The 17901-nt window shown below is 68.9% G+C and carries 14 protein-coding genes, 1 tRNA gene, 1 other RNA gene and 2 pseudogenes; 7 read left to right on the top strand and 11 right to left on the bottom strand.

All coding sequences use genetic code 11. The features are described from left to right. Nucleotides 1–16 precede the first annotated feature (16 nt). The 3 genes from HNR20_RS13260 to HNR20_RS13250 all read right to left on the bottom strand — a co-directional run bounded on the left by HNR20_RS13260 (nt 17) and on the right by HNR20_RS13250 (nt 4423). Nucleotides 17–1276, bottom strand: coding sequence for a hypothetical protein (locus tag HNR20_RS13260; RefSeq protein ID WP_184179555.1), 1260 nt, complete (start codon nt 1274–1276; stop codon nt 17–19). Between the two features lie 549 nt (nt 1277–1825). Next, nucleotides 1826–3742, bottom strand: coding sequence for a hypothetical protein (locus HNR20_RS13255; RefSeq protein ID WP_184179552.1), 1917 nt, complete (start codon nt 3740–3742; stop codon nt 1826–1828). A gap of 207 nt (nt 3743–3949) precedes the next feature. Then, on the bottom strand, nt 3950–4423 hold the full coding sequence (locus HNR20_RS13250; protein ID WP_184179549.1) for an SUKH-4 family immunity protein: 474 nt from the start codon (nt 4421–4423) through the stop codon (nt 3950–3952). A 379-nt stretch (nt 4424–4802) separates the two neighbouring features. Here HNR20_RS13250 and HNR20_RS13245 point away from each other — a divergent pair, with 379 nt between their 5' ends. Then, on the top strand, nt 4803–6071 hold the full coding sequence (locus HNR20_RS13245; protein ID WP_229687135.1) for an NYN domain-containing protein: 1269 nt from the start codon (nt 4803–4805) through the stop codon (nt 6069–6071). Between the two features lie 282 nt (nt 6072–6353). On the opposite strand, the pseudogene HNR20_RS32290 reads toward HNR20_RS13245, so the two are convergent. Both HNR20_RS32290 and HNR20_RS13235 read right to left on the bottom strand, forming a co-directional pair. Then, nucleotides 6354–7031 (bottom strand): annotated as a pseudogene (locus HNR20_RS32290) (ice-binding family protein); the annotation flags it as partial. A gap of 125 nt (nt 7032–7156) precedes the next feature. Beyond that, nucleotides 7157–8092, bottom strand: coding sequence for a TetR/AcrR family transcriptional regulator C-terminal domain-containing protein (locus tag HNR20_RS13235; RefSeq protein WP_184179542.1), 936 nt, complete (start codon nt 8090–8092; stop codon nt 7157–7159). 171 nt (nt 8093–8263) lie between these two features. Here HNR20_RS13235 and HNR20_RS13230 point away from each other — a divergent pair, with 171 nt between their 5' ends. Further along, nucleotides 8264–9871 carry a carboxylesterase/lipase family protein gene (locus HNR20_RS13230; protein ID WP_184179539.1) on the top strand — a complete coding sequence of 536 codons (1608 nt, stop codon included), beginning with the start codon at nt 8264–8266 and terminating at the stop codon, nt 9869–9871. 55 nt (nt 9872–9926) lie between these two features. Here the strand turns inward: HNR20_RS13230 and HNR20_RS13225 are convergent. Continuing rightward, a pseudogene (locus HNR20_RS13225) lies at nt 9927–10575 on the bottom strand (response regulator). Then, nucleotides 10563–11783, bottom strand: a complete 1221-nt coding sequence (locus HNR20_RS13220; protein WP_184179536.1) for a sensor histidine kinase — start codon at nt 11781–11783, stop codon at nt 10563–10565. Before HNR20_RS13220 ends, HNR20_RS13225 begins: the two are co-directional and overlap by 13 nt. A gap of 145 nt (nt 11784–11928) precedes the next feature. Here HNR20_RS13220 and HNR20_RS13215 point away from each other — a divergent pair, with 145 nt between their 5' ends. Both HNR20_RS13215 and HNR20_RS13210 read left to right on the top strand, forming a co-directional pair. Further along, a complete protein-coding gene (locus HNR20_RS13215) occupies nt 11929–13053 on the top strand; it encodes a serine hydrolase domain-containing protein (protein WP_221309793.1) in 1125 nt (374 codons plus the stop codon). A 41-nt stretch (nt 13054–13094) separates the two neighbouring features. Next, nucleotides 13095–14657, top strand: a complete 1563-nt coding sequence (locus HNR20_RS13210) for an alpha/beta hydrolase (protein ID WP_221309792.1) — start codon at nt 13095–13097, stop codon at nt 14655–14657. A 14-nt stretch (nt 14658–14671) separates the two neighbouring features. On the opposite strand, the gene HNR20_RS13205 is transcribed toward HNR20_RS13210, so the two are convergent. From HNR20_RS13205 to HNR20_RS13195, 3 genes are all read right to left on the bottom strand, one after another. Next, nucleotides 14672–15166 carry a hypothetical protein gene (locus tag HNR20_RS13205; RefSeq protein ID WP_184179530.1) on the bottom strand — a complete coding sequence of 165 codons (495 nt, stop codon included), beginning with the start codon at nt 15164–15166 and terminating at the stop codon, nt 14672–14674. A gap of 92 nt (nt 15167–15258) precedes the next feature. Then, nucleotides 15259–15813, bottom strand: a complete 555-nt coding sequence (locus tag HNR20_RS13200; protein WP_184179527.1) for a hypothetical protein — start codon at nt 15811–15813, stop codon at nt 15259–15261. A gap of 217 nt (nt 15814–16030) precedes the next feature. Then, the gene (locus HNR20_RS13195) at nt 16031–16867 is read right to left on the bottom strand and encodes a class I SAM-dependent methyltransferase (protein ID WP_184179524.1); all 837 of its coding nucleotides are present in this window, start codon (nt 16865–16867) and stop codon (nt 16031–16033) included. A gap of 39 nt (nt 16868–16906) precedes the next feature. Here HNR20_RS13195 and HNR20_RS13190 point away from each other — a divergent pair, with 39 nt between their 5' ends. Next, nucleotides 16907–17257: a pentapeptide repeat-containing protein gene (locus HNR20_RS13190; RefSeq protein ID WP_184179521.1), complete on the top strand. Its 351-nt coding sequence runs from the start codon at nt 16907–16909 to the stop codon at nt 17255–17257. Beyond that, on the top strand, nt 17251–17415 hold the full coding sequence (locus HNR20_RS13185; protein ID WP_184179518.1) for a hypothetical protein: 165 nt from the start codon (nt 17251–17253) through the stop codon (nt 17413–17415). Before HNR20_RS13190 ends, HNR20_RS13185 begins: the two co-directional genes overlap by 7 nt. Before the next feature lie 69 nt (nt 17416–17484). On the opposite strand, the gene HNR20_RS13180 is transcribed toward HNR20_RS13185, so the two are convergent. Beyond that, a tRNA-Ser gene (locus HNR20_RS13180) sits at nt 17485–17569 on the bottom strand. Nucleotides 17570–17651: 82 nt separating this feature from the next. Here HNR20_RS13180 and ffs point away from each other — a divergent pair. Next, nucleotides 17652–17741, top strand: an RNA gene (ffs, locus tag HNR20_RS13175) — signal recognition particle sRNA small type. The last annotated feature ends 160 nt before the right edge of the window (nt 17742–17901 follow it).

The following is a 17901-nucleotide window of genomic DNA, read 5'->3' as shown; positions in this document are numbered from 1 at the left end:
ACGTGGTGACGCGCCACTATGCCTCCGCAGCATCGATCATCTTGAGGAACATGTCAGCTTGGTCGCGCAACTGCACCAACTGGGCACGCAAGATCTGACCCTCGGTGGCCAACTTCTCGGCAGTCAACTCAGACAAGCGGCGCAGAAGTTCGTCGATCACCGCGTTCGGCTTGCGGCCGGCCTTGTGTGCGAGGTACTCCGCCTCGACTTCCTGCATTGTCGGCGCGTCGTCAGGGTTGGTGACGTCAAATCGAGCCGCGAAGGCAGTGCCCTGCTTCTCGTCGTACCGCTTCAGTTGGTCCCACAGGAGCACGTTCTCGTGCCGGTAGAACACGTTCGGGTTGTCGTCCGCAGTCCTGCCGCGGGGGTGCCTGAAGATCCATTTGAACAGCACATCCTCGCCGTCTGGCGGGATACTGAGGTCGTCTTCGCTGATGCCCAACTGCTGCCGTACCCAGGGCTTGCGACTGATGTTCTCGAACAGGTAGTAGTCGGTCTTTCCGAACTCCTCACCATCAGGCAGGTTTTCTTCCCACTCTGCACGGAAGTGGCTAAACCAACTGGCCGCCTTCAGTTGCCGCTTAGCCCTGGTGGCGGACAAGGATGCCTCGTCACTCACGCGTCCGATGACGGAGGAATCCCAGAACGGGTCGGCCTGCTCGCCGTGCTTGTCCACGAAGAGTTGGTGATACCGGTTGAGCAGCCACACGTCCTCGGCGTAGTTGCCCCATTCCTTCGCGCCAGTGATGTGTCGTACGGCCAGCACCCGAGGCAGTTTGTGCTCGAGTTCCTCGACCGAATCAGCGTCGATCGGTAGCACCTGAAGCTCGTTGGTGTCCTTGACGATCCGCTCCAGCCGGACGACGAACTCCCGCTGCTCATCGATGGTTGCCTTCGGGTAGGTGGACGCCCGCTTGAGCATCCGCTCCAGCTTGCGCCTCGCCTTGTCCAACTCCGTTGTGCGGATGCGCTCCAGCGCCAGCCGACGGCGGTTGCCCTCGACTACGACGCATCGGTCGCTGTCCTTCGGGTGGTGCCACACGATGATGTTGTCGATCGGCATCCAGCCCTGGCCCAGGATCGCCTGCACCAGGGTGTCGACGTCGTAGGCACCCGTGCCCAACTCCTCGAAGATCTGCCTACGCGTGTTGCTATCGAACAGCTGTCCGGGGTCCTCGTATCCGGGGGCGTCCGGCAGCGCCAGCCGCGGGTTGTTCGGGTCCGGGTACAGCTGGTCGATCGGGACCATGATCGATCCGCGTAGGTAGTTCTCCATCCGTGCCTCCATTTCGGTACGTCTACTCCCGACGTTCCAAGATAATGGATTTAACGCCGTCGTCAAGTCCTAGTTGGTCTCGCCAGCGGCGAGGTCGCGGCGTGAGGCCCGCGGCCCGCTGGGAGATGTGGCAGGTCACGGAGAAGGCCGAGGCGGACATGGGCCGAGGGCTTTGCCCGGGCCTGCGGCGACCGGAAAGCCGCCTTCGCTGGCGCAACTCGCCTGCCGGCGGTGCCGTGCACGATTGCGACATGTCCACGGCGCCACCGGGTGCCAGACGCAGCAGCCCTGCCCCGGAGCGACAAGGAGCCGTGGTGGTCTCGATCCCGGTCTCGTTCGCGGCCGTGCGGACCTGCCCGCGGGAGTCCGCAACGACGTCCAGTCCCTGGTCACGTACGGGGGTGCCTTGCAATGAACAGTGGATCGCAGACCTCGAAAGCGTGTGAGGGTTAACGCCCTCCGAGGGTTCAAATCCCTCCGCCACCGCTCTGAAATGCAGACACGCCCGGTCGATCCGCGAGGATCGGCCGGGCGTTTCTGTGGTTGGTCTCAGTTGGCCATCCAACGCACCCGGCGGGTGCGCCAGAGGACCGCCATGCCGATCAGGATCAGCAGCACGCCGGCCGCCGCGATGGCGAAGATGGGCGCACCGGTGATCGGCAGGCCGCCGCCGCCACCGCCTCCGCCGTCCTCGCCGCCCCCGGCGCCACTCGGCTGCTTCAGGGCGACGAAAACGGGGATGTCGTCGGAGCCGCCCAGGTAGGCCTGCTTCTCGTCCGAGGTCTTGGTGACCTCGGTGAGGGACTTGTCGACAGTGCTCGGCAGAGTCCCGTGCTGCTCCTTGAACGTGGTGTCACTCACCTTGGCCGTCTTCACCGGCTGGGTGAAGTCGACGCCGCCCGTGGTCACCGTCACGCCGTTCGGCAGTTCGTACTTGGTGGCGGAGAGTTCCTTCAGGTACTGGTTGAAGACGTCGGTCGGGTTCCAGTCGTCCTCCCGCTCCAGGGCGGTGACGTCGTTGGTGTCGATACCGGCCTCTTCCGCCCGGCCGTCGGCCGTCATCCGGTCGCGGTACCACTCGGCAGCCACCCGGCTGAGGTAGGCACGGCGCAGGTCCTTGAACTCGGGCGCGCCGTTCACGGCCTTGTTCAACTCCGGCAGGAGCAGGTCCCGGTAGACGGCCATGGACGGCTCGGGATTGGCCGGGCAGGTGAAGTTCGGGTCGCTGGGGATCGTGAAGTCGAACGCCTCGGCCTTCACCTCGAGCGGCGCGTCGAGGATGTAGAGGCGGTTGCCCTCCTCGCGGATCGTCGCCGCCTTCGGCACGATCCACTGCCGGATGCAGGCCCCGTCCAGGCCGGTCATCCGGTTCCAGTACTCCAGGCCGACCGCCGTCTTCGGGTCCTGGGATCGCGTCCAGGCCCGCTTCAACTCCAGGTCGGCCTCGAGCAGGATGCGGCCGACCGCGGTCGCGCCGAGGTACTCGTCGATCACCTTGTCCGGCTGACTTGGGTTGAGGTTCACCCAGAACCGCGACGGCTCCACGGCCATCCAGGTGTTCAGTGCGTTATCGGCGTCGTAGATCTGGCCGGTGCCGTCCTTCGACTCCTGGCCGGGGGTGGTCACCGTCTCGAACGAGTACGTGTTACCGCCCGATCCGCCGTCCGTGACGTACCGCAGTTGGACCGACGAGAAGTCGATGCCACCCGGCCGGACCGGCCCCAGTTGTTTACCGACCGCCTTGCTGACCGCGCTGCCCTTGGCCAACTCCTCCGGCGATTTGGGGAGGATGGGACCTGGCTCCCTCGTCTTGAGCAGGGTTTGGACCGCGACCTGCTTCGCACCCGTCTTCGGGTGGTTGGTCTTGTCGTGGAGCTCCTGGGTGGTCTCGTTCGGGCCGGGGTTCCACCGGTAACTGTAGGTGAACTTGTCCCGGACCTTGGCGGCCTCCAGGGCCGGGTTGCAGGTCTTCTTGCAGGGCTCGATCTCGGAGTAACCCTCCTTGATCGGCGAGGCCTTCGCCGGTTGGTAGGACACCTTGCCGGTCTGCGGGTCGAACTCGATGCGCGGCGCCCTGCCCCGCATCTGTTCGAGCAGCCGTTCCTCGGCGTGCTTCGTACCGTCGCTGTAACCGATGATGTATTTGCCGTCCTGCAGCTGGGCGATCGCGTAGTTGCCCCTGACGTTCGTGTACAGCTTGTCCTTGGTCTTCGGCGGCCGGTTGTACCGGAGATCCAGTCGCGCCCGCTGCAGGTGCGTGCTCAATTTGGTGCACCCGTAACCGACCAGGCCTTCCGGCGTGACCGGCGCACACCGGGCATCGATGATCGGCCAGTCCGCGACGACCCGCGAGCCCGCCTGGGCGGCGGCCGGCACACCGGCGATCACCGACCAGATCAGGACCAGGACCGTCGCGAGTCGCGTCAGCGCCCCAATCCGCGGACGTTCCTCGATGATGTTGCCCATCAGATCCGCTGTCCCCCTTCGCACCCGCGACACAGAATGGCCCCCCAACGCGCATTCAAGATCGCGCGGCGGCACGGGTGATCTTTTTGTTGTCCGCATGTCACATGCGAGTTGTGCCATACGTGAACGTCGATGTCACGTGGCCTTGGGGGATGTTAGACAGTCAATGTTGCATGGGTGGCCCCGACCGACATTTCGGAAAGGTTGCTAAAGGTCCGATTGGTCAGCGTAGTTGCCGGCAGCGATCTCCCACGAGATGAATTCCCAGTAGTTGTCCTCGATCATCGCTGGCGCATCCCACTCCTCGATGACCTGCCGCATCTCAGCCTTGGCGTCTTCCCAGCGGTCCGGGTCGCCGCCGACGATCGCGGGCGCAAGGCCAGCCACGAGGTGCAACGAGCGGGCGAACAACTCGAGCGACGAGTTCACGAACGTCGGTGGCGGGTTTTCGTCGATGATCAGCACGGCACCCGTGTCCAGATCAAGACAGAATTCGCCGCTCAGTCCGGCCGTGGCGTAACCGAATCGCAACATGTCATTCCGAAGAATCAAATCCGGGCCGAGCAGAAAAATGTCGTACTCGTCGAGTCGCAGCGATTCCGGCAGGTCGACGGTCGCCAGCTGTTCCCGCAACTCCGGCGACAGCGACTCCCACCCGTCGAGCTTCGTCAGTGAAGACATGGCGGTCAATCTATCGAGCGCCAGCCGGCAGCGCGGGGATCAACTCGGCCAGGACGCGGCCCGATCGCCGGCGCTCCGCCTGGCGCCATCCCTGCGCCGGCGCGGCACTGGCTCCCTCGGCCATGGGACGCGGCTGGCTCGCTGGGGGGATTCGGTCGCATCGGCGCGTGGCGATGCTGAAGCACGTCAGCCGACGGGTGGCCAGGAGGAGCGACATGTTCAGGTTTGGTTTTCGTACGACGGCGTTGGCGGCGGTTGCGGCCGTGGGGGTCGCGGCGTCGCCCTCTGTCGCGCAGGCCAGGCAGGCCGAGGCGCCAAGCGCCGCCGGGCGGTCGGGCGCCGAGCTTCCTTGTCCAGGGCACCGGGATCGGCCGTGACCATGATCTGGCGTTGGTGGGCGTACTGGTCGGCGTGGTCCGGGTACGCGGCTGCGGCCTTCTCGCTGCTCTACGGCGGGTTGGGGTTGTACTGGTGGGCCGGTGGGGACGGGTTCCCGTTCGCGCCGATCGACCCGGGCCACGCGTCGGGGTCCATTCTGGAAGGCAGCCGGGTCGAGATCGTGGCACCGATCATCGCCGCAGTCGGGCTGCTCGGCGCGGTCATCGCGCTGGTGATGACGCGCCGAGCCCGGCCCGGTCGTCTGTCCGTGGGGTTGGTCGTCTTCGGGTGGGCGATGGCAGGCGGGCTGATCCTGATCATCCCCGACTACACCCTGATCGTCCTGGTGGCGTTCGCGCCACTGCTGCTGGTCTTCGCCTTCACCGGCGTGCCAGGTGACCAGGGCGGTGTCGGTGACATTCTCTACTGGCACCGGACGAACCTGATCATCATCTTTGTCGGCGGCCTGCTGTGGGCCGCCGCCACCCTCGCCTACCGGCGGCGGGTCCGGGCCGCCTGTGCCCACTGCGGCCGCCGCCACGGGGCCGATGACGGGCCGTCCCGGCAGACGCTGCTGCGTTGGGGCAGGTGGGCCGTCGTGGTCGCCTGCCTCGCCCCGCTGCCCTACGAGGTCACCAGGATCGCCTGGGCCCTCGGCTTTCCACTCGGCATCACGCCGGATTTCCTGCGGATGATGCAGGACACGCCAGGAATGCTCGCGGTCGGGCTGGGCTGCGCGGTGGCGTCAGCGGCGGGCGGCGTGCTCACCCATGGTCTGGTGGGACGGTGGGGTGAGGTGTATCCCCGCTGGATCTGGTTCAAGGCCGGCAAAGGGGTCCCGCCCGCCCTCGCCGTCGTCCCAGCGTCGATCGTCTCGGTAACGATCATCCCGGCCGGGCTGATGTTTCTCTGGACGCCGGAAGCCCGGGGCACCTGGGCTCTTCACCTTCCGAGCCTCTTCTGGATCGCCTGGGGGGTCGGACTGGGCGTCGCCACCGTCGCCTACCACCTGCGCCGGCGCGGAGCCTGCCGCCGCTGCGGCCGGGGCCACGTCAGCGACGACCGACGGGATGCTCTCCGTCTGCGGCAGCTCTCAGGCGACCGAGAACGTGACCGTTCCGGAGTAGGCACCCGCGACGGCAGTCAGGGGAATTTGCACCGAGACGACGGGGTCCCAGGTCGCCGAGTTGTTGCCGATGCCGTTCGTGAGGGTGAACGCGGTCCGCGCGACATTGATGATCTCTGCGTCCCCGGCAGTGGGTTGGCCTGAGGTGAAGGTGCCGATGCCGCTGGTCGAGGTGGCTGGCCCCGACCAGTAGGAGACGTTGGCGTTGGCGATCGTGTGCACCGGGAGGCCGCTGGTGACGAAGTTCGTCGCGACGACGGTCGCGGTCCAGGTCGGCGCCGACAGCAGGCGCTCGTCCGTCACCGTGACCGGCCCCAGATTGTCCGACACGACTCCGCCGAGGTTGGCACTGCCGAGGTCGGCTGTCTCCGGTGCGCTGATGGACAACTCCCCGGGCACCGCGCAGGTCGAGCGGGTGATCGTGGCGGTGTCCATGGTGACCGCGCCGTTGATCGCGAGCGTTCGGCCGTCGACCGCGAGCGCCGCGCCGACGGTGATCGAGGTGAAGGCCAGCAGGTTGCCGCGGAGCGTGGAGTTGGCGCCAAGGGTGGCGGAGCTGCCGACCTGCCAGAAAACGTTGCACGACTGGGCGCCGTTGATCAGGTTCACCATGCTCGATGCGCCCGTGATGAGCGTGGTGGTGGTCTTGAAGATGAAGACGGCGTTCGGGTCGCCCCCCGCGTCGAGGGTCAGGTCTCCGGTGATGTTGAAGGTGCCCGCGACGGATTCGTACACGCCGGTGGTCTTGGTGGTTCCACCGAGTTGATCCGAGACGACTGCGGTGGTCGTACGGCCGACGGCGTCGTTGTAGGCGATGGCCAGATCGCTCTTACCTGCCACGGCGGCGGCGTCGTTGGAGTGCAGTGAGCCGTTCAGCTGGCCGGGAGGAAAGCCGGTCACCGCGGTGCCCGGGCTCACGCCGATGTCACCGTTGACCACACTGAGCCCGGTGCTGGTGATCGTCGTGCCGGCGAGGACCGCGAAGTTGGCGGCGGCGCCCAGCTCCACCGGCAGCTCCGCCGCCCTCGCGCTGCGCGGGGCGGCCACGACGGCCAGGATGGTGATCGCGCCAACCAGGGTCAGGGCGGAAGCTGCCCGGGACATCCCGGTGATCTTGCGGGATGTGTCCGTGCTGCCAAAGATCGCCATTTTTCCTCGGGACGCTCGACGGTTGAAAGCCTCTTGGGTGCCCATAGTGGCACGTCTTGGCACAAAACGGACTTGATCCGTCATTGTTCAAGAAGCTCTGCCACCCCGTCGAGCAGGCGCTCCAGGCCGAACTCGAAGAGGCTGTCGACGTTGAGGTCGATCTCCGACCGGGACAGCCGCGCCAGGTGCGGAAACTCGCCAGCGGTGAGCAGCCCGGCCAACACCTCGGCGTGGGCCACCATCCACTCGTCGTCGGTCAGGCCGGTGTCCTGCTCCGCCTCGGCTCCCTGCTGCAGGTTCACCGCAGTGCCGCGTACGTGGTTGGCCAGGACCGCCACCAGGTGCAGCAGATCGTGCTCGTCCAGCCCGTGCCCAGCGAGAGCGCGAAGAGCCCACTCGGTGTGCGCGACGGCGTGCGGCGCCATCAGTGGACGGGTCACCGAGATCACCTGAGCCAGCCAGGGGTGCCGCCGGTAGATCGACCACTGGAGCCGGCAGAGCAACTCCAGTTGGGCGCGCCACCCGACGGGGAACGTGCGGGGCAGACGATGGGCTGCGAAAGCGGCATCCGCCATCAGCAGCAGAAGCTGCTCCTTGCCGCGGACCTGCCGGTACAGCGACATGGTGGGCACATCCAGTTCGGTGGCGATGCGCCGCATGCTCAATCCCGGTAACCCCTCGGCGTCGGCGATCTCGGTGGCGGTCCGCACCACCTGGTCGCGGGTCACCCCCCGGGCGGGCCGCTGACGCGCGTCGACCCGCGCGCCCCGACCGGCCGGCGTCGACTCCGGGCCGGTCACCACCATCCCGACTCCGGGCACCGCCCGGACCAACTCCTCCTGCCGGAGCAGGGTGAGTGCCCGGCTGGCGGTCGCCATGGCGACCCCCCACTCCCGGACGATCTGGCGGGTGGACGGCACCCGGTCGCCGGGGCTCAACTCGCCCGCCGTGATGCGCCGCCGCAACTCCCCGACGATGCGCAGATAGGGAGGAGTGGACTCGTCCAATTCGGTCACGGTGGCCCTCCCGCCGGTTGGAAGTGACCGTAGCGCACTAGAGCACCTCGTCGATGTTCGCCTGTCTCGCTGCTGGGCGTACTAGAGCTCCATAGCCGAGCAGGCGACAGCTCGGCATGCTCGCCCACAACACGGCGCGTACGCCGTACCGGCTTCGACGAATGGAGAGTCATGACCTGGATCCCGTACCCCCGGTGGGTTGTCGCGATGGGCGTCGTCGCGCTCCTCGCGCCGACGCTGGCCGTCGGCCCGGCCGCCGCGGCCGACGATCGGCGGAGCGCGGCCGTCGTCCGAACCGACCAGGGCGCGGTACGCGGCACCGTCTCGGCGCACCACCGTTCGTTCCAGGGCATCCCGTACTCGCGTCCGCCGCTGGGCGCGCTGCGTTGGGCCCCGCCGCAGCCGGGCCCGGTCTGGACCGGCGTCCGCGACGCGATCCAACCGGGTGCCGCCTGCGCCCAACTGCAAGGGCTACCCATGGACCGCCCCGCGGAATCCGAGGACTGCCTCCACCTGAACGTCACGACCCCGCGCACCGCCGCGCGCACGCCCCGACCGGTCATGGTGTGGCTGCACGGCGGGGACTTCCGGTTCGGTAGGGGAGACGTGTACGGCGGGCAGCGGCTGGCGGTCGACGGCGACGTCATCGTCGTCACGGTGAACTACCGGCTCGGCGCGCTCGGGTTCCTGGCCCATCCGGCACTCGCCGGCCCCGACGGCTTCACCGGCAACTTCGGGCTGCAGGATCAGCAGGCCGCATTGCGCTGGGTACGGCGCAACGTGGCCGCCTTCGGCGGCGACCCCGGCAACGTCACCCTGTTCGGCCAGTCCGCCGGGGCGACCAGCGTCTGCGCACAGCTCGCCGCGCCGGCCTCCGCCGGTCTGTTCCACCGCGCGATCATGCAGAGCAACTCGTGCGCGAACCCGATCCAGACGCGGGCCGAGGCGGTCGCGTCGGCCGAGGAGTTCACCCGGAGGGTCGGATGTACCGACCCGGGTACGGTCGCCGCCTGCCTGCGCGGACGTGACCCCGCCCGGCTGATCGAGACGGCCGGCTACCCGGGCTCGGGTGTCGACCTGGGCCCGGTCGTCGACGGCCACACGCTGCCGACGAACCCGGCAGACGCGTTGGCGAACGGTCGGCTGCACCCGGTCCCGGTGCTGACCGGGATGAACCGGGACGAGTCCCGGCTCGTGGTGTGGGGCATGGAACGCGGTGGACTGAACTGCCCGGAGCCGTCGTCCGGGCCGTCGTCGGAGCCGTCGCCCGAGTCGTGCCCGCTTACCGATGACCAGTACCGGGACCAGGTACGCGCCGTGTTTGGTGACCGGGCGGAGGAGGTGCTGGCCCGCTATCCCCGGAATGACAAGCAGTTTGCCAGCGAGACGTTGGGTGCCGTGTTGACCGACCACGACTACGCCGAACCGGTCTACTCCGCCGCGTTGGCGTTCGCCCGGCGGGTGCCGACGTTCATGTACGAGTTTGCTGAGGAGGATGCGCCGTTCTTCACCGAAGGGCCCGAGCCGACCTTCCCGGCCGGGGCGTACCACTGCGCCGAGCTGCCGTACCTGTTCACGGTCGACTACGCCGAGGCGCTCACGTCGACCCAGCGACGGCTCTCCAACGACATGGTCCGGACCTGGAGCGATTTCGCCCGGACGGGTCGCGCGGGCTGGCCCCGATTCCGCGCTGATGCCCCGTACGTGCGGGTGTTCGGCGGGGGGACGACGGACTTCGCGACCGCCCATTCGTATGACTTCTGGCGGTCGTTCCACTGAAGTCGTAGCCAGGCCGGGTGCGGCGGGTGGGTCGGTCCTCGGTGGGCCGGCCCGCTCACCGTCCCGGGTCGTTCAGGAAGGCGAGCACGGCGGCGACCCGGCGGTGCACGTCGGTGTCGGGCGGCAGGTCGAGCTTGGTGAAGATGTTCCCGATGTGCTTGCTCACCGCGCGTTCGGTGATGACGAGCTGTGCGGCGATGCCCGTGTTGGTGCTGCCTCCCGCCATCAGCGCAAGCACCTCGCGCTCGCGTGGGGTGAGGTCGGCGAGCGGGCTGCGCCGGGCGGCGACGAGCTGGGCCACGACCTGCGGGTCCAACACCGTGCCGCCGGCCGCGACCCGACGCAACGCGTCGAGGAACTCCTCGACCCGGGACACCCGGTCCTTGAGTAGGTAACCAACTGCGCCCTGCCCATCGGCGAGCAGCTCAGACGCGTAGGCGCGCTCCACGTACTGCGAGAGCAGTAGCACCGGCAGACCTGGGTGTTGCCGCCGAGCGGTCAACGCGGTCCGGAGCCCTTCGTCGCGGAACGTGGGCGGCAGTCGGATGTCCATGATGGCGACGTCGGGGCGCTGCCGATCAATCGCCGCGATGATGTCGCCGGGCGAGTCCACCGCCGCCGTCACCTCGAATCCGGCGGGTGCTGAGCAGCAGGTTGAGCCCTTCCTGGAGCAGGATGTTGTCCTCGGCGATCAGGACGCGCACGGCAACTCCACTCGCAGCACCGTCGGCCCACCAATCGGGCTGCTCAACTCGACCCTGCCGTCCAGGGCCGCGACCCGGCGCCGGATGCCGGTCAGGCCGGTGCCGTTCGAAGTCTGCGCGCCACCGACACCGTCGTCGGTCACGTTGACCACAAGCTGGCCCGCCCGGTGTTCCACTCGCAGGTCACCACCGGTCGCCCCACTGTGCCGGGCGATGTTGGCCAACGCCTCCGCGACGACGAAGTAGGCGGCGCTCTCCAGCGCGGCCGGTAGGCGTTGCAGCGGGGTGACCCGGACCGTGAGCGGCACCGGACAGTCGGCGGCGAGCGCGTGCACGGCACCGGGCAGACCTCGGTCGGCGAGGATCGGCGGATAGATGCCGCGCACCACGGCGCGCAGCTCGGTCAGCGCCGCCTCGACGCTCGTCCGGGCCCGGTCGATCAACTGGTCCGCGAGCGCCGGGTCGGCGGCCCGTTGATTCTGCGCGACGCCGAGGTGGATGGCGATCGCCACCAGCCGGGCTTGGGTGCCGTCGTGCAGATCGCGTTCGATACGCCGCAGCTCCGCGGCGTGGACGTCGAGCGCACCGGCCCGGGTGGCCGTGAGTTCCGTGACCCGGCGCTCCAACCGGCTCCGCGACGACGGCGCGAACGCCGCCCGCGCGGCCAGGGCGTACCTCACGCCGAAGGCCGGGACGGCCCACCGGAGGAGCGTCAGCGCAGCGAGCGCGAGCAGGGGTGGCAACAGCAGGGCCTCGACCCAGCTCGTGATCGGCACGACGAAGGTGAGCGGCGCCTCGACCGGCACGGCCCACCACATGAGCGGCACGATCAGCCCGCCCAGCGCGATCAGCCAGAGCAGCAGCACCCCGGCCGCCAACGGCACCCCGGCGATGGCGTGCACGGTCAGCCAGGCCGCACTCCGGTAGGTGGCCGGATCACCTGCGGCGGCACGCAGCCGGGCGGCCGGGGTCATGTCCGACGTCCGGGGCTCAGCCGTGATCGGTGTGACCAGCAGCCGTTCCGCGCGGCGGCGCTCCAGGTCGACGAGCGCCTCGAGGACGCGCACGGCTGGGGCCAGCAGCGCGACGCCGACCAGGACGAAGCTCAATGCGAGTGCGCCGGCCAGCGCGACGATCGCGACCGCCGACGCGACCGCTGTGGCCCCGCCGGTCACCAGGTACGTCGTTGCGAACCACGCCCGCCGCATCGCCCTATTCTCCGTCCACAACGGGGGTAGGGCAGTGTAGCCAGCTACACCATCGATCGGGGTCTCTGCTCCCTCGTGGGCACGTCCCGCCGTCCCTAGCGTCGGTGAGATGAGAAGACCGACACGACGAAGGCACCGTTTGGGCGTGCTCGCCGGGGTTGTCCTGCTCGCCCTCGGCGGTGCGGGTGTGCCGGCCGCGGCCCGCGAACCGGGGCCGGGGTGCTCGGGCCTGCCGGCGACGAAAGCGGCGCTGCACGCGCTGACCACCACTCACCGGCTGGTCGGTGCGGCCATCGAGGTGCACGGACCCACTTGCGGCCGGTGGTCCGACGCCAGCGGCCGAGCCGACCTGCGAACGGGCCGGCCGATGCGTGCCGACGAGCGGATCAGGATCGGCAGCACGACCAAGACGTTCACCGCGACCGTCGTGCTGCAACTCGTCGCCGAGGGCCGTCTCGGGTTGGACACCCCCATCGAGACATACCTTCCGGGCCTGGTCCGGGCCAACGGGTACGACGGCCGGCGGATCACCGTCCGCGATCTGCTGCGGCACACCAGCGGCCTGCCCGACCACGTCGACGCGATGGACTGGGACCGGGTGGATCGTTGGCGGTATCGACACCATTCGCCGGCGGAGCTGATCGCGATGGCGCTGGCCCAACCGCCACCCACTGCGGGCTGGCACTACTCGACCACCAACTACGTCCTCGCCGGCCTGATCGTCGAGCGGGTCACCGGCCACGACATCGGCGTGGAGATCACCCGGCGGATCATCGGGCCACTGGGCCTGAGCGACACCGACTGGCCCGGAGACTCGGTGCGGATCCGGGGGGCACATCCACGTGGCTACGCGTTGGTCGGCGCTGAGGGGCGGCGAGATGTCACCGAGTTCAACATGTCGTTCGGTGGTGCGGGAGGGGCGCTCGTCTCGACCCTCGCCGACCAGAACCGCTTCTTCGCCGCGCTGCTCAGCGGTCGACTGCTGGACCCCATCGGCCTCGCCGCGCTGACCCGGACGGTGCCGGCCGACCCGGACCGGCTGTGGCCCGGCGCCCGATACGGGCTCGGGATCATCTCGACGCCGCTGGCCGGCTGTGGCGGAGCCCTGTACTGGGGGCACGGCGGGACGACGCCGGGCTTCCGCACCCTGGGCGGCGTCACCGCCGACGGTCGACGGGCGCAGCTCGTCGTGAACGACGAACCAGCGTCTTATGAGAGCTGGCAGGCGCTGTCCGCGACCCTCCACACCGCCCTGTGTGAGGCCCGGTGAGCCGCCGGCGTGCGGACTCTCCGACGACAAAGGAGACGACAATGATCTGGAACGGTGGGATCACCGGCGCGACGAGGGCGATGGCGGTGCTGACCGCCGTCACCGTCACCGTCACCGTCACCGTCACCGCCGCCGCGGGCCCGGTGCGGGCCGATGCCGGCGACCTGAGTGGCTACGAGCGACAACGCCTTTCCTGGCACAGCTGTCAGCAGGGTTCGGCCGATCAGACCGGTGCCGAGTTGGACCAGGCGGGCGCGACCTGCACCGAGCTGACCGTGCCGCTGGACTACGCCCGGCCAGGCGGCCCCACCATCACCCTGGCGCTGTCCCGGTTGGCGGCGACCGACACCGAACGCCGGGTCGGCATCCTGCTGTTGAACACCGGCGGTCCAGGTGCGCCGGGGATGTGGGACGTCCTGCCGATACGGCAGTGGATGGGTGACGTCGGGGCGACGTTCGACCTGATCGGGTTGGACCCCCGGTTCGTCGGTCGCAGCACCCCACTGGACTGCGGCTGGCCGGCCGGCACCTGGACCCGCTCGGCCGGGCCAGACCGTGCCACGTTCGACCGGCTGACCGTGTTCGAACGGGACCTGGCTGCCCGGTGTACCCGCCGAAATGCCGACCTGCTGCCGCACGTCACCACCCGAAACACGGCCCGCGACATGGATCTCCTTCGGGCTGTGCTCGGCGAGACGAAGTTGTCCTACCTCGGCTACTCCTACGGCACCTACCTCGGCGCGGTCTACACCCAGATGTTTCCCGAGCGCGCGGATCGGGTCGTCCTGGACAGCGCGGTCGACCCCGCGGGCTACGGCGCGAGGGTGCTGCGCGAGGCCGGGCCCGCCAACGAGGTGGCGCTGCGCGACTGGGCGGACTGGGTGGCCCGCCACCATGACCGGTACGGCCTGGGCAGCACCGGCCAGCAGGTGCTGGCCGTCGTGGACGGGATCCACGCCGCCGCTGCTCGGCGTCCGCTGCGGGTGGGCCACCACCGGGTCGACCGACAGTCGTTGCCGTACCTGCTGCTCAACCGGCTCGGCGACGACCGGGACGAGACGCACGCCGACCTCGCCGAGACGGTCCGGGTGCTTCGGCGGGCCGCGACGTCGGGCTCGGCGACACCCACCGCGTCGTTGGCGGACACTCTGTCGTTCCTGCTGACCGGTGCCGAGTCGGCAACGGGCAGCGTGCAGGCCGCGATTCTTTGCGGAGACGTGCCGGTCTCCCGCGATCCCGCGGACTATTGGCGGGACATCCGGCAGCATCGGGCCAGTGAGCCCCGGTTCGGGGAAGTGACCAGGGCAATCAGTCCGTGCGCGTTCTGGCCGCAGCAGCCACGGGAGCGGCCGACCGTGGTGCGGAATGCCGTGCCCGCCCTGATCGTGCAGTCGACCGGGGACACCCGGACGATCTACCGGCACGGCCAGGCGATGCACCGGGCGCTGACCGGCTCCCGGCTGCTCACCCTGCGCGATGCTCGGATCCACGGTGTCTTCGGCAACTACGGCAACGCGTGCGTGGACGGGGTGGTTATCGCCTATCTCGCTGGCGGGAAGTTGCCGGCCGACGACCTCGACTGTGTCGGCACCGCGTCGCCCTGATCACTCTGCGTCGGTCAGCACGGGCCCGCCCCCTCGTCGAAGAGGCGGCGGGCCCAGTCGGCGTACCCCGCGATGGTCTTTCGGACCGTGCGCCCGTCGTGCAGGAAGAGGTACGCGCGGTCGCCGCTGCGGGCGAGCAGCCCATCGAGGCGGTGCGTCCCCTGTGGAGCCCGGAGTCGAGTGACCTGCGGATATCGTGCCCACACCTGCTCGACGGGTGAGCCCGCCGTGATGCCCTCCGGTGTCCGCATCGGGTCACCGACCCAGAGCAGCACCAGCTTGTCCTCCACGAAGACCGGGCTGACCGTGTCGTGGCCGGCGAGCATCGGCCCGCAGGCATCCAGATCGGTGAGCAGGATGCCGCGTCGGGTCAGTTCGTCCTCGGTGGCACCGAACTCGATGTTGCTGAGGCCGTTCAGGTCGATGATCTCGACGCTGCCAGCGGGTCGGCCGTCCGGGATCGGCCCGGTTGGCGGTGCGCCGCTGCCAGCGATCGAGGCAGCCGTCATCAGCGTGGCAATAAACGCGAATTGTCGCAATTTCATGGAATCCCCCAGTCCCCAACGGAATGGGAGCGTTCAGGTTGCTGCCGGTGGCCGGATTACTGATTTTCCCACTGCTCGACCAGCTCATCCCAGTAGTCGGCACTGAGTCGACGGCGTCCGTGCGCCAGCCATCCGTCGGTGTTCCGCTCCAGGTGCAACCCCAGTTCGGCGAACGGGTCGATCCATGCGCCCGGCTCGACACCGAGCCGGATGAGCGCCGCGTTGATCGGCCACTGCTCGCGCGGCGTATCCAGTTCGTCGTCGAAGTGCGGACCCCAGGACAGCGAGCCACCCAGCCACACCGCCGCCGACTGGTGACCGTCGCCAGCCCAGAACTCCGCCTCCAGGTATGCCAGCGGCCCGGACAGTGACCACCGGGCCAGCAACTCCATCAATGCTGGCGACAACACCAGCTCGAACGGGTGCTCCGCACTGCGGTCGACCGTCGCGAAATCCGGCAGCGACCCGGTCAACTCCACCACCAACTGTGGGGTGATCGGCAGTAGAGCGAAGTCCTGCCGAAGCTCGCCGAGGACCGCGTGATCCAGCTCGGCGGTCTGCTCACGGAGCAGCTCTGCGTCGGCGACCACCGCGCTGAGCTGGTAACTCATCGAACCCTCCGTCGTCCACAGCCTGTGGATAGAACATGTGTACGACGGATTCAGGTCCGCCCGCCACCCGGACCGTACCCGCCGTCCGCGACCACCCCTCAGGCCCCGCGATCTTGCACTTGCCGACGCACGTTAAGGCGGGATGCCCTGATCTGTCGGGACAGTAAACGCAAGATCGGCGAGCCGTGACCGTGCCGCGGGCCGCGGCTGGGGGACGTCAGGGGCGCCAGATCACCACGGCGATCTCTCGTCGCCGTTCAGCGAAGAGGCCATCTCGCGCCGCCGACGTCAGAACGCCGCGCAGATCCGCCTCGAAAGCGGGCAGTCGGTCAGCGAAGAGGTGCGGCGCTGAGCTGGACAGCGAGAACACCGCCGACGTGATCTCGTCCACGGAGCGCTCCACGACCATCCCGCCGCCGACCTCGAGCCTCGTCGGGCCGGTGAAGCCGGCCTCCCGCATGATCTCCTGCTCGCCGGAAGGGGTGCCCGTCGGCAACAACCCCTGCCCGGCCCGGCGGACCGGTCCCAGGTAGCTGGCGACCAGGTCGTTGATCTCCCGCCAGGGCGGGCGGGGGTAGGGGAGCGTCTCGTCATCGGACGGGCCGCGGTGCGTGCTCGCGCCCACGTGGACCCAGGCCCCGTCGGGCGTGAGCATCTCGCGGACTCGACGCGCCACCAGCGGACGGTCCATCCAGTGGAACGACTGGGCGAACGTGGCCACCCGGAACGTCCCCAGGTCGGCCGGCAGGGCCTCGGCGCGTAGGTGTCGCCACTCGACGTTGTTCGCCCCGATGTCGTCAGCTCTGCGCCGACCCTCGACGAGCATGTCCGGGTCGGCGTCGACGCCGACCGCCGCCTCGAACAGGGGCGCGACCAGCAGCGTCAACGACCCAGGCCCACAGCCGACGTCGAGGAGTCGGCCGCTGCCGTCGAGGTCGAGTGCGGTGCCGATGGCGTCGGCGAGACTGGGTGGATAGGGCATCCGGCCGACGCTGTAGTGGCGAGCGCTGCCCGCGTACAACGTCTCGTCCCACTGCCACGTCGCCTCAGTCACGACGTCGATCAGACCATACGGCAGCGCAGCGGGTGGGTTATGCCGTCTCAGCTGCACAGATACAACCGGGCCAGCGGCGACGTGATTCGCTGGCCGGACAGTCCCGACGCTCGGGAAGCGCTTGAGGATTGGTTCGCCGACTCTTCGACCACGGCGTACCTGTCGGGTGATTCTCTCGATTTTCGCGGCGCTGATCTCAGCCGTCTTGACCTGGCCGGCGCCTATCTCGCCAATGCCCGCCTGGCCGACGTGCGATTCGCGGAGGCCAACCTCGGCGACGCCAACCTGGCCAACGCCGAGCTGCAGGGAGCGGATTTCTCCTTCGCTGACCTGGCCTCGCCAGCCTGCGCTGGTGCACGATCGGCGGCACCAGCATGCCCGCGGTGCTGAGCGGCGCGAGGATGTTCGGCTGCCAGTTCGAAGGCGCGAAGGGGGCCGTCGTCGGTCCGGTCTTCGTCGACGAGGAAGCGACCCGGTCCCTCGGCGGCGGTGAGCTGGAGGCGTGGCTCTCGGCGCAGGGCGCGGCGAGCGTCCAGGTGCTGGGCTGACGTCACCGCGTAGACGACTCAGGGCCGGTCCCGTGGGGCCGGCCCTGTCGTTCGTGCTGCTCAGGAGAGCGGAGGATACGAGATTCGAACTCGTGAGGGTGTAAACCCAACACGCTTTCCAAGCGTGCGCCCTAGGCCTCTAGGCGAATCCTCCGCGAGCCAGGATACAGGCCCGCGTTGGTCGGGCCACCCCACCACCCCCTGAAGATCGACCGGCGGTCGGGTAGGCTTGGCGGCACCTCCCGTGCGGCGGTATCTCGTGAACCTCCCCAGGGCCGGAAGGCAGCAAGGATAAGCGAGCTCTGCCGGGTGCACGGGAGGCCTTTTCGTTTCCGGGGCCCTCGATCCACTCCAGGTCGCCGATGTGGGGCTTTCCCGGGCCGTGGATACCGCCATGTCGCCGACATGGAGTCGATGCCGGTCAGCAACCGAGGTGTGCGGCGGGGTGGGTGGTCACCCGCGCCCGACCGGCGCAGAATGGCTCGG

Source organism: Micromonospora parathelypteridis (genome assembly GCF_014201145.1).
GTDB lineage: Bacteria > Actinomycetota > Actinomycetes > Mycobacteriales > Micromonosporaceae > Micromonospora > Micromonospora parathelypteridis.
This window is presented reverse-complemented; position numbering and strand designations above follow the sequence as displayed.

Excerpts from the sequence above, each read along its gene's own strand:
- HNR20_RS13250 (WP_184179549.1), bottom strand. The coding sequence starts at position 4,423 with ATGTCTTCACTGACGAAGCTCGACGGGTGGGAGTCGCTGTCGCCGGAG.
- HNR20_RS13230 (WP_184179539.1), top strand. The coding sequence starts at position 8,264 with ATGACCTGGATCCCGTACCCCCGGTGGGTTGTCGCGATGGGCGTCGTC.
- HNR20_RS13190 (WP_184179521.1), top strand. The coding sequence starts at position 16,907 with ATGCCGTCTCAGCTGCACAGATACAACCGGGCCAGCGGCGACGTGATT.
- HNR20_RS13255 (WP_184179552.1), bottom strand. The coding sequence starts at position 3,742 with ATGGGCAACATCATCGAGGAACGTCCGCGGATTGGGGCGCTGACGCGA.
- HNR20_RS13200 (WP_184179527.1), bottom strand. The coding sequence starts at position 15,813 with ATGAGTTACCAGCTCAGCGCGGTGGTCGCCGACGCAGAGCTGCTCCGT.
- HNR20_RS13205 (WP_184179530.1), bottom strand. The coding sequence starts at position 15,166 with ATGACGGCTGCCTCGATCGCTGGCAGCGGCGCACCGCCAACCGGGCCG.
- HNR20_RS13220 (WP_184179536.1), bottom strand. The coding sequence starts at position 11,783 with ATGCGGCGGGCGTGGTTCGCAACGACGTACCTGGTGACCGGCGGGGCC.
- HNR20_RS13210 (WP_221309792.1), top strand. The coding sequence starts at position 13,095 with ATGATCTGGAACGGTGGGATCACCGGCGCGACGAGGGCGATGGCGGTG.
- HNR20_RS13260 (WP_184179555.1), bottom strand. The coding sequence starts at position 1,276 with ATGGAGAACTACCTACGCGGATCGATCATGGTCCCGATCGACCAGCTG.
- HNR20_RS13245 (WP_229687135.1), top strand. The coding sequence starts at position 4,803 with ATGATCTGGCGTTGGTGGGCGTACTGGTCGGCGTGGTCCGGGTACGCG.